General features: G+C 67.2%; 11 protein-coding genes and 2 pseudogenes. 8 read left to right on the forward strand and 5 right to left on the reverse strand.

The features are described from left to right. Positions 1–8: 8 nt before the first annotated feature. Positions 9–431 (forward strand): DoxX family protein, encoded by a 423-nt coding sequence (locus ACV530_RS33490; protein ID WP_494336471.1) that lies wholly within the window; start codon positions 9–11, stop codon positions 429–431. Between the two features lie 32 nt (positions 432–463). Here the strand turns inward: ACV530_RS33490 and cpt are convergent, their stop codons facing one another. Further along, a complete protein-coding gene (gene cpt / locus ACV530_RS33495) occupies positions 464–1,012 on the reverse strand; it encodes a chloramphenicol phosphotransferase CPT (protein ID WP_494336481.1) in 549 nt (182 codons plus the stop codon). Between the two features lie 224 nt (positions 1,013–1,236). Between cpt and ACV530_RS33500 the strand changes: the two genes are divergently transcribed. Continuing rightward, entirely contained in the window at positions 1,237–4,407 is a 3,171-nt protein-coding gene (locus ACV530_RS33500) for a hypothetical protein (protein WP_494336472.1), read from the forward strand. 14 nt (positions 4,408–4,421) lie between these two features. Next, a complete protein-coding gene (locus ACV530_RS33505; protein WP_494336473.1) occupies positions 4,422–6,311 on the forward strand; it encodes a hypothetical protein in 1,890 nt (629 codons plus the stop codon). 87 nt (positions 6,312–6,398) lie between these two features. On the opposite strand, the gene ACV530_RS33510 is transcribed toward ACV530_RS33505, so the two are convergent. Next, positions 6,399–6,806 carry a rodlin gene (locus ACV530_RS33510; protein ID WP_494336474.1) on the reverse strand — a complete coding sequence of 136 codons (408 nt, stop codon included), beginning with the start codon at positions 6,804–6,806 and terminating at the stop codon, positions 6,399–6,401. Positions 6,807–6,908: 102 nt separating this feature from the next. Next, a complete protein-coding gene (locus ACV530_RS33515) occupies positions 6,909–7,229 on the reverse strand; it encodes a hypothetical protein (RefSeq protein ID WP_494336475.1) in 321 nt (106 codons plus the stop codon). A 111-nt stretch (positions 7,230–7,340) separates the two neighbouring features. On the opposite strand from ACV530_RS33515, the gene ACV530_RS33520 reads away from it, so the two are divergent. The 4 genes from ACV530_RS33520 to ACV530_RS33535 all read left to right on the forward strand — a co-directional run bounded on the left by ACV530_RS33520 (position 7,341) and on the right by ACV530_RS33535 (position 10,055). Then, the gene (locus ACV530_RS33520) at positions 7,341–8,159 is read left to right on the forward strand and encodes a helix-turn-helix domain-containing protein (protein ID WP_494336476.1); all 819 of its coding nucleotides are present in this window, start codon (positions 7,341–7,343) and stop codon (positions 8,157–8,159) included. Then, on the forward strand, positions 8,156–8,332 hold the full coding sequence (locus ACV530_RS33525; RefSeq protein ID WP_494336477.1) for a DUF397 domain-containing protein: 177 nt from the start codon (positions 8,156–8,158) through the stop codon (positions 8,330–8,332). The genes ACV530_RS33520 and ACV530_RS33525 overlap by 4 nt, the downstream gene beginning before the upstream one ends. A gap of 108 nt (positions 8,333–8,440) precedes the next feature. Beyond that, positions 8,441–9,205, forward strand: coding sequence for an alpha/beta fold hydrolase (locus ACV530_RS33530; protein WP_494336478.1), 765 nt, complete (start codon positions 8,441–8,443; stop codon positions 9,203–9,205). A 91-nt stretch (positions 9,206–9,296) separates the two neighbouring features. Beyond that, positions 9,297–10,055 (forward strand): bestrophin-like domain, encoded by a 759-nt coding sequence (locus ACV530_RS33535; protein WP_494336479.1) that lies wholly within the window; start codon positions 9,297–9,299, stop codon positions 10,053–10,055. Between the two features lie 31 nt (positions 10,056–10,086). Here the strand turns inward: ACV530_RS33535 and ACV530_RS33540 are convergent. Further along, positions 10,087–10,224, reverse strand: a pseudogene (locus ACV530_RS33540) (ATP-binding cassette domain-containing protein); the annotation flags it as partial. A gap of 4 nt (positions 10,225–10,228) precedes the next feature. On the opposite strand from ACV530_RS33540, the pseudogene ACV530_RS33545 reads away from it, so the two are divergent. Next, positions 10,229–10,375: pseudogene (locus ACV530_RS33545) on the forward strand (IS630 family transposase); the annotation flags it as partial. 27 nt (positions 10,376–10,402) lie between these two features. Here ACV530_RS33545 and ACV530_RS33550 read toward each other — a convergent pair. Next, positions 10,403–10,780, reverse strand: coding sequence for a nuclear transport factor 2 family protein (locus ACV530_RS33550; protein ID WP_039630169.1), 378 nt, complete (start codon positions 10,778–10,780; stop codon positions 10,403–10,405). Positions 10,781–10,988 lie beyond the last annotated feature (208 nt).

Here is a 10,988-nt window from a genome sequence, read left to right on the forward strand (position 1 = left end):
CGCCGTTGGTGACCCTGCTCGTCGGATCCGCCCTGGCGTGGCTGCTGGGGCTGGCAGGTGTGGATGCGCTGGAAGGGTGGCAGGCGGCACTGCGAGTCGGTCTGGCCGCGATGTTCGCGCTGACCGGCACGGCACACTTCACCCGACGGCGCGCGGCTTTGACCCGCATCATTCCCGCGCGCTTGCCCAGGCCCGAACTGCTCGTCACGATCACTGGTGTGCTGGAGCTCGTCGGGGCGGTCGGGCTGCTCGTCCCTCTCACCAGCCGTCTGGCGGCGGGATGTCTGGGGGTGTTGATGGTGGTGATGTTCCCGGCCAACGTTCACGCGGCCCGAAGCGGTGTCCTGCTCAGCCCCCTCAGCCGGCTCGCTCCGCGCACCGTACTGCAGATCGTCTTCCTGGCGGCCTGCCTCGCGGTCGCACTCTCCTGAGCGACCTCTGAGAGTTCCGTTCGCCGAGTCGCTCACCGGCCCCAACGGCCAGGAATCGCATGTGCGGCGATGGCTCGTGCGCACTCCATCGACTCGGTGTGCGTGGTGTCCACTTCCAGGTCGTAAGTTACGCGGTGGTGGACGACCTCCGCCTGGGACGCGGCCATCCCGATGGTTCGGTCGCCTCGCGCGACCTCACGGCCGGCGGCAGCTGCGGCGTCACACTTGACGCCGACCCACAGCACCTGCAGTTCGCCCAGGGCTTTCTGCCATCGCTGCTGTGAGTCCGCTCCGCCGAGGAAGACTTCATCGACGATGACCCGGGCGCCCGCACGGGCCATCGCGGCGACGCCCTCGATCCATGCCGCTTCCAGCGTGCGGAACTCCGGCCCGACGGCCACCTCTCCATCCGGGGCGAACTCGATCCCGCCTTCCGACTCCTGCATGGACGCCGGCATCGCATCGACCAGCGTGTCCGTCCCGAGGGCAAGCCACGGCTCCGGCAAGAGCGCCTGCAGACACCGGACGATCCCGGACTTCCCCGAGCTGGAACCACCGTTGAGAACGATCACCTGAGTCATCACCGCGTAAACAGTAGAGACATCAGGGCAACGCCCGAAACGTATTTCCGTGGCTGATCGACGCCAATAGGTGGGGCGTACTGGCAGATGCAACCAATTCAGGCGGCCGGCCGGTTCCGCTGAGCGGACCGAACGTTTTCGGGCCGGTTCCGCACTGGCATGCTGAGCCCGACACACACCACGATGGACGATTTGTCCACTTCCCGCTCAGAGGGGAGAGCTTCATGGAACCGTTGTTCCGCATGTCACTGATCCGCCCCGCGGTCAGCCAGGACAAACAGGCGAGTCTCGATCTGGCTCAGCAGTCCGCCTTCCAGGACGCGTTGGTCACCGCCTCGGGATCGGCCACCCCGCGGACCGAACTGCGGCGCGTGTCGGCCGAGTTCGTCGCCTCGGCCAGATTCGTCGGGGGGCCGGAGAAGACCCCGCTGGCGGTCCAGACCGCCGCGTTCGCCGCCGCGCTCGCCCGGCTGGTCGCCAATCCGCAGACGATCCATGAGACCGACGCCTTCCGGTCGGCCGTCGTCCAGGCGGTGCGCGACGCCTACGGTGCCGACCCGGCCACCGTCATCACCGGCCAGCCCTACCTGGATTCGGTGTCCCGGCTGCGGGACAGCCTGCTGGCGATCAAGTACCTGCCGACCGAGCAGGGCCGCCCGATCGAGGCCCTGACCGAACAGCTGCGGCACCTGGAGCTGATTGCCCGGCTGGTGTCCGACACCGCGTTCCCCGCCCAGCCGGACGACCTCCAGCGGGCCCTGCGAAGGCCTCTGAAGCTGCCACGGGCGACCGGACTGGAGCCCGAGCTGTCGACCGCCGCCGCGGAACAACACCAGCGCGAACAGGAGGCACAGGCCACCGCCCGGCGCCAGGAGCACGCCCGGCAACTGCTCACCACACATCAGAAGTTGCGGGACGCGGTCGGCGAACTCACCGGCCTCGGCGGCGAGCACTTCCAGGCGACCGCCCAGACGGCCGTGCCCGGCACCGTACCGCCCCAGGACTACCAGCCGCAGGCCGCGCTGACCCGGCAGGTGAGCTTCCACACCCGCCTTGGCGAGGCGAACCTGCGGGCCCTCGGGCTGCCCCCGTCACCGGTGGCACCGGCCGGCCCCGACGCCGACGAGCACCCCGCCGCCGCGGGTGACCCTCCCTCGAACCCGCCGCCCCAGGTGGAGGGTGCCGCGCTGCTCGCCGGGCAGGTCTTCGGCGGTCGTCCCGACCTGCTGGCCGGAAACCCTGCCTTCAAGCCTTCGCAACTCGGCGACATCGGCTTCCGGCTGCGGACCAGCGCCGCCGACGCGCTCAGCACGGCCACCAAGACGGTCCTGTCCGAGCGCGGCATCGGCCTGAACGCCCAGCCGCTGGACCGGATCGTCGGCCTGCTGCGGGACGAACAGAGCACGATCGGCGACGAGTTGGACACCCTCTTGGGCCGCCCCACCCAGCACAGCGTCAAGCGCATCGGTGATGCGCTGGTCACCGTCTCCACCACACTGCCGTCACCGTGGACGGCACTGGTGGCCGGCACCGTACCGCCCCCGGAGGCCATCCCCTTGGAGGGCAACCGGATCCCGCACACCCGCGGCACCGTTGCCCCGTCCGGCGTCGCGGACCTGATCCTGGTCCGCCAGCAACTGATCGGCTACGAGGGCGCGGACATCGCCCACATCGAGAACGTGCTGCGCGGCGAGACCAAACAGCGTGAGCACACCCGGCGGGAGGAGAGCGAGCGGATCACCCTCACCGAGACCGAGGTCACCACGGCCGAGGAGCGGGAGCTGGAGTCCACCGACCGGTATGAGATGACCCGGGAGACCAGCGCGGTCATCAAGGAGGACGCCCAGCTGAAGGCGGGCCTGAACGTCTCCGGCAAATACGGGCCGACGGTCGAGTTCACCGCCTCCGCCGAGGGCTCGATGTCCCGCTCCAAGGAAGAAGCCACCAAGTCGGCCGCGACCTTCGCCCAGGACGTCACCCAGCGCAGCTCCAACCGGATCGCCAAACGGGTCCTGGAACGTACCTCGCTGCGCGTCACCACCGAGACGACCGAGAAGAACACCCACGGGCTGGACAACAAGAACGGCGTCAGCAACATCTCCGGGGTCTACCAGTGGGTCAACAAGGTCTATGAAGCCCAGATGTACAACTACGGGCTGCGCACCATGTTCGACTTCATGATCCCGGAACCGGCCGCGTACTTCATCGAGACGCTGCGCTCGGCGCATGCCAGCGCGGTGAAGCTGGAGATGCCCGTCCCGTTCACCAAGCGGCCCGACGAGATCAACGAGCTGAACTACACGCAGTGGGTGAAGCTCTACCACGCGACCGATGTCGCCCCGCCGCCGGAGCCGTACCGCACCAAGTCCTTCGACTACAAGGCGGGCGGCGGCGACAGCAAGACCGACTACACCCACTCCGGCCAGATCAGCATCGACGACGGCTATATGGCCGTGCAGGCATCCTGCGGCCGGGTGCAGAACAATTGGGAAAAGGCTTCCGTGGTCGATGTCGTCATCGGCTCCATGACGCACCGGTTCACCGATGACTCATCCTGGGTGTGGACCGCCCCGATGAACGGAGAGCGGGACTCCGTCCCGGTCGCCATCGTGACCTGGCGGGTGTCCCACACCGCCATCGGCATCGAGGTGAAGTGCCAGCGCACCGAACGGGCCATGAAGAAATGGCGCCTGGACACCCATGCCAAGCTCACCACCGCCTACCTGGCCCGCCGCTCCGAGTACGAACAGAAGCTCGCCGAACTCAAGCTGCAGGCCGGGGTGGAGATCCACGGCCGCAACCCGCAGACCAACCAGCAACTGGTCGCCGACGAACTGCGCAAGAACTGCATCAGCATCCTCACCGATCAGCACTTCGACATGTTCGGCGCCGTCGACATCGCCAAAGTCGACGACCAGACGATTCCCCAGGTCGACATCCGCCAGGCCGCCGCCGAAGGCGCGTACGTCCGGTTCTTCGAGCAGGCCATCGAATGGGAGCACCTGACCTGGGCGGCCTACCCCTACTTCTGGGGGCGCAAGAACCGGTGGAGCGAGAGCCTGAGCTATGAGGACCCGGACCCGCAGTTCAACCAGTTCCTGAAGGCGGGCTACTGCAGGGTCACCGTCCCGATCCGCCCCGGCTTCGAAGGCGCCATCGACCACTACATGAACTTCGGCGAACTGTGGAACGGCGGCCCGCTGCCCCCCATCACCAGCCCGCTCTACCTGCCCATCGCCGACGAGATCGCCGAACGCCTGCAACGCCCGGGCGCCGAGGTCCCCCAGGGAGCGCCCTGGCGGGTCCGCATCCCGACCAGCCTGGTCAAGCTCCGCCGCGACGACGAACTGCCCACCTGGCGCAAGAACGCGTCGGGTGAATGGGTGGAGAACTGAGGGAGAGGCCGCTGATGGCGTTGGACCTGCGCCCGTACCAAGCGGCGCTGCGCGAGCGGGAGTCGAGTCTGACCGCGATCCTGCTCAGGGCCTCGGCACCGGCCGATGACATCGCCGTGCTGCGCCGGACGGTGGAGATCATGAAGGAGGAGCTCGAGAGAACTCCCTCGGCCGTGGTGCGCCAGTTCCCGGGCGACCGGCCCAACGCCACCGGACTCAACGGCCCTGAACGGTGGCGCAGCAACGCGATCACCCGGGCGGAGCGGGAGACCTGGGCCACGCTTCCCGACGGGTATGCCCAAAAGGCGTATGAGTACGCCCAGTTCGCCGAGCAGCTGACCAAGGACCCGGCAACGCGCCAGAGGTACACCAGGGCCCCGCAGGCGGGCCGGGAGTACCTGATCGATGACAATCACGAGGTCGGCCGCATCATGGCGGTGGTCAAGACCGAGCTGGTGGCATGGTTCCACGCGCACCCGCCGGACGAGCTGCTGCTGAAGCTGAGCGCGGGCCAGGGCTTCGCCCTCTTCCTGGAGGAGCGCCTCGACATCGTCCTCCTGCTGCGTGTGGTGCAGCGGCTGCAACCGGATGTCGAGGTCGGGGTGATCCCCATCGAGAAGCCCTTTGAACAGGAGGTCGTGAACGAGGCGCTCGAAATGCTGCCCGTCGTCGGCAGCATTGTGGAGATGGCCGAGGCGATCACGGGCGAGGACCTTTTCGGCTACCCACTCGACCCCCTGGAACGTACGCTGCTGGCCGCCGACGCCCTGCTGCCGCTGGCCGGGAAGCTGGCCAAGGCGGGCCGGATCGCCTACACCGAGGCCAAGTTGGTGCGCCTGTACGGCCATGACGCGGCCGCCTGGAACCGTGCGGTCCGGGCCTCGGAGCGGATGGCGGCCAACGGTCCCGCGATGCGGGTCCTCAGGAGCGAGGAGGAGAAACTCGCCGAGGCGATTCGCACCAAACAGAAGGCCCGGCTGAGCGGCCAGACGCCCGGAGCGCTGTCCCAGTCCGTCGGCCGCGGGGGAGCCCGCCTGGGCGGCGGAGGAACCGGAGCGGTGAACTTCGACGAACTCATCGCCCAGTTGCTGGGCCAGCAGGCCCAGCAGTATCGCGCGCTCACCTCCCTGGACGTACCGGCGATCCGGCGGGTTCTCGAGAAGGGAACCGAGACCGGCACCCTCAAGGGTCAACTCCTCGAAGAGCTCATGGAGTTCCGGGTCGTTCCCTGGCTGGCGGAGCGCCGCGGGGCGTTCGCCCTGGGCGTGAAGGCGCCCGGGAAGAAGCTGGAGTTCATCGCGGGGCACATGCTCTCCGACCAGGCCGGTCGGCAGCTCACCGACGGGATTCTCGGCTACCGCGAGAAAGGCGTGTTCCGCATCCTGGCGATCTTCGAGGCCAAGGCAGGGTTCGGACGGACCGCCCGGGGTCTCAGCAAGGGCACGGGCTCCCTGTCCCACCTGACCGCGGACGAACGGATCACGCTGAGGGCACTGGCGAAGGAACAACTCCGTAACGAGCGCGCCCTCGCGCAGGCGGCGGGATCACCGTACCGGAAGACGGTGGACCAGGTGATACGGGAGAACAAACTGGCCGAGCTGGGCGGCCAGTTCAGAAGGGACATCGAACGGCTCGCGCCCGGTGAGGACGAGGCCCTGGTGCAGATCCATGTCGGGGAGGAATTGCTGCCGGTCCGGCTGTCGCCGACCAGGACGAAGCTGTTCGGCGTGGTTCCCCGGGACCTGCCGCCGACCGTGGCCCGGCTGATCGGCGAGGAGCTGAAAGCAGAGGGCTTCCAGCGGGTCGAGATCATCGGGGTGGACGTCACCCGCGACCAGCTCAACAAGATCGCGGCAGCGATGAAGCCGTTGGCGCAGCGGTTGGCGGAGGAGGAACCGCCGTAGGGCTGTCCGCAGCCGGCCGTCGCGTTCCCGGCGCTTTCTCGCCTGTGGAACGCGGCGGCCTGCGCGCAGCACGGGCCGGTCCCGGCGTCAGCCCAACGGTCCAGCGAGGTCGCCGAGAGCATTTCCGGAGACGATGGGGATTTCGTTGGCCACGTGGGACAGCGGGTTGTCGCCGTTGTTGAGGGTGCTGCCGTCCGTGCACTGCTGCTGTTGCTCGGAGCTGAGGACCGGGATGTCCTGCACACCGACGTTGGCCAGGATGCCGATGAGCGAGTTGACGTTGACCTTCCCGATGCCGATGCAGACCTTGTTCAGGGTTCCCTCGATAATGCTCATCTGAGGGCTCTCTCTGCCCCCGGTGTAGGTGTCGCCGTAACCGGTCTTGGCGCCATTGGCATTGGCGGTGTCGTGGTCATTGCCGATAGCGAAAGCGGCCGGGGCAGAGGCGAGCATGGCCAGAGCAGCTGACGAGCACACCGCAATCCTGCGGATCATGATTCTCCTTCGACTGGGGGACGCATCCAGTCAACTGTTCAGCGCACCGAAGAGACACGTTCCGGAGAAAAACCTCAAAAGCTGCAAAATGGCTCGTCTTCCTTATGAATGTGCCACGCGCAGGTGGATGCCCATGGCGAGGGTCAGTTCCTCGGCCGTCGTCCGGTCGCCCGCCGCGAGGGCCACGCCGCGCTTGTACTTGATCTGCTGGCATTCCTCGCATCGAGGAGGCCGGGGTGCCGACGCGATCGCCGGGCGCCAGCGGTTGGCCGTGGGGTGTACGTCGCACGACAGGGCCTCCCACGGTTCGCCTCCGGCCAGGGGGCGGAGGCGAACTTTGGCGCCGGCTGTTCCGATGACCTCGCCGACGCGGTCGCGGCGGGCGTCGACGACCAACTCCCCGATGGCAGGAGGCTTGTTCACGCTGAGTTCCCTTCCGAGCGGTTCTGGTTCCAAGGGTCTCTGCGTGGCGGTAGCGTGACCAGTGGTAACTGCTATAGAAGCGGCTTGCTTCAGACGAGAAGGCGAACAACTGTGCCCGCGTCCGAGCGGATTGAACCGACGAACATCAATGAGTGGTACGGCCAGAAGATCCGCGAACTGCGGGAAGCGCGTGGCTGGACTCAGGTCCAGCTGGGGAAGATGGTGTCCCTCAGCGGCGGCCGGATCGCACAGTTCGAACGGGCGGAGGGGGTGCCGCCGAAGGACATCACGGTGCTGCTGGACCGGGTGTTGGGGGCGGACGATGTTCTCATTGAGATGCGCCCGTTCTTGCAGCGCAACTCGCACCAGAAGTGGCGTGAGGATATCGCCGATGTCGAGACGCAGGCGATGCGAATCCAGACGTACAGCTTCACTATTCCCGGCCTTCTGCAGACCCGGGCCTATGCGACAGCGCTCCTGGCTGCCGGTATGCCGTTCGTCGGCGGAGACCTCGACGAGAAGGTCGAGGTCCGAATGGCGCGCTCACGCGTGCTGGACGCTCCGAACCGGCCGTGGCTGCGGTGCATCATGGACGAGTCGGCGCTCTACCGAGCCGTCTGCGCACCCGACGTTATGCGCGATCAGCTCCTGTATCTGCTGAAGGCGTGCGAGCGCCCTCGTGTCAGTGTTCAGGTCATGCCCTTCTCGCACAACCGCGCTTTTTCGGTGGGGGTGGGGTTGGTTACGCTCTGGACACTCGTCACCGGGCGCACAGTTGCGTACCAAGAAGTGTTCAATGACGGGCACTTCGTTACGCACGCCCGGGTTGAGCAGCTCGTCAACCTCTACGATCAGCTTCAGGCGGATGCATTGTCCACTGATGCCTCAATCGACATGATTCGCACGGTGCTTGAGGAAAGATACTCGTGATCACGTGGCGCAAGAGCTCGTACAGCACCGAATTGCAGGACTGTCTGGAAGTCGCCGACAACATACCCGGCCGCATACCCATACGCGACAGCAAGCGCTCCACAGTGATCGCCGTCCAGCCCGCCGTCTGGGGCGCGTTCATCACCGCAGTGCGCGCCGGCACCCTGTGTTGATCACCTCCGGTGATGAGTGTCAGCGCGGATCGGTCATTGGTCCGGAGCGGTGTGCGCGATGGACTGGGTCCGTCATCACTCGCGATCACCTGCGAAGGGCGGAACGTCATGGCGTACGCGGAGGTCAACGGCACTCGGCTGTACTACGAGGACGAGGGTGAAGGGAAGCCTCTGCTGTTCCTGCACGGCTTCGGGACGAGCGGGCAGGTGTGGGGCGCTCAGTTGCCGGAGTTCGTTCGCGACCACCGGGTCGTCACGCTCGACTGGCGTGGGTGCGGTCGGTCCGAACGGCCCGCGAAGGGCAACGACTTGGCGGGTGTGACAGACGAGCTCACGGGCCTGATCAAGCTTCTCGGGCTGGACCGGCCCGTGGTCGTCGGATCGTCGATGGGAGCCGTCTTCGCCCTCGAACTGGCGCTGCGCCACCCCGAACTGATCGGCGGGGCCGTGTCGGTGGACGGATCGGCGCACTGGGTCGTCGACGGCGGATTCTGCGTGGACGAGTTGCTCGAGGGCCTGACGGGGGACCGGGCGGATACGGTCGCCGAGTGGGTGCCGGGGTGGTTCGGGCCGGACGCGTCGGGGGAGCTGGTCCGTTGGACGGTCCGTCAAATCCTGGACTCCGGGGTGTACGTCGACGCACTCCTCCGGGAGGTCGCGATATACGACCCGCGGCCGGAGTTGCCGGGGCTGCGGGTGCCGGTGCACTACGTGCACGGGGAGCTCAGCCACATCCCGGTGGAGATCTCGCGGGCGTGCGCGGAGCTGTCGCCCGGGGCGGAGCTGAGGGTGATCGGCGGGGCGGCGCACATGCCGCATCAGGAGCGGCCGAGGGAGTTCAACGCGGTGCTGCGCGAACTGCTCGCGGCGTGATGGGGCCGGGTAATCGGACAGGCGGCCAGCGAGTCACCCGTCCGGGTGGCCGGTCCGCGCCGATTGCCGTCCGCGCCTGATAATCGGACGCGTGCTGATCCCCGCCCTGGTCATCATGCTCTCCACCGCGTTCGCCGTGTGCCTGACCGCTTTCCTGTTGCGTCGACACAAGGGGCACAAAGTCCCCGATCTCCCCAAGGGAGTTGAGATGTCGATCGGGGCGGTGAGCGGCCTCTTCGTTTTCTCCTTCGCGTTTCTGTCCGTCAATGCCCAGGGGCAACTCGATACGGCACGCAAGGCCACTCTCGCCGAGGCCGGTGCGCTCAAGGACGTCTATTTCGTCGCGCAAGGCCTGCCGGCGCGCGAACGCGACGACATCCGGCAGCGCGTCACCGCCTATACGCACTCGGTCATCGACGCCGAATGGCCCGCCATGAGCAAAGGGCATGTGGACGAATCCACTGTGCGGGGGCTCGACGAGCTGCGTGCGGCCGTGTACCGCATGCCTGTCACCGATGAGAACTCCCGTGCAGTGCGCAGCGAAACGGCACAGCGTCTGCAGGACGTATACGTCGCCAGGAGGGAGCGGCTGGCGCAGAAGGACGCCGAAGTCCCGCCGCCGATCCTGTTCCTCATGGTCGGCTCCGGCGTCGCCACGCTGGTGTTCTTCGCCCTCTTCGGCAAACCCACCAGTCGGACGCACTACGTGCTTCTCGGTGTCGGGGCGGCGGGTTTCGCCTACATGATCTATCTGGTTCTCGCGCTCAATCACCCCTATGCTGGGGGGATCAGCGTCGGCACGGCCGCCTATAAGGAGGCCCTCACGCGCTACGGCCAACTGACGCTCTGAGCACAGTGGTCGGGCTGCCTCAGGTGGTCTTCCGTGCCGCGACGTCGAAGCCGACGCTCGCCGTTCCCGAGTCGGCCTTGAGGAGCGTGGCGAGGATCCTCACGGTCGTGGTCTTGCCCGACCCGTTGGAGCCGAGCAGGGCGAAGACGCTGCCCCGCGCCACGTCGAACTGCCGCACCCACGGCGTCACCTACTTCCACGGCTGCTACTCCGTGAGCGACGACCGCCTGTGGGGCGTCAACCGCCGCCGCAAGGGCACCGCCAACACCCTGGCCGCGCTGAAGTCGATCCGCGCCGCCCGACCCGACGGCGCCCCGATCTGCTAAGAACAGCGACAGGAGGACGACTCAGGAGGCGGACGGCTCGATCTCCCCCGCAAAGACGATGACCTGGTCGATGAGGCTCCGCCGCAGATGGACGACGTCCGTTCCCGCCAGGCGGGGGCCTCCATCCGGCGTGGTGAAGACCCACTGGTACCGGGCCCACTCGTCAGGCATGTCCACCGCTGAGCAGCGCACCATCGTGCCGGTCCCCGCCGGGTGGCGCCGGATGTCCAGCACGAACCGCTCGACCGCCGCGATTCCTTCGATGCGACCCAACGGCCCCCAGAAGACCACGTCTGAGGTCAGGGCCTGGGAGAGCAGGGCAGTCACATAGCTGTCGTCCGAGGCGTTAAACGCGGAGATGAACGTGTCGATCGCGGAGCGTGCCGTCTCTTCCTGCATGCCCCAGTAATACCAGCCGTTGCGCGTGCGCTCGTCCCGCGAGCCGCCTTCCGATCACGGTGGACCATCCCGGCCACAGCACTAGTGTGATGCGCCAGAAATCCTGAGGGTTAGTTACTACCCTGTTGGCATGTCGCATCCGGGGCCTTCCGCTGTGGAGATCACGCTGTCCGAGGCCGAGCGTGCCGAGCTGGCACGCCGGGCAGGG

The organism is Streptomyces sp. SX-6, from assembly GCF_059089585.1.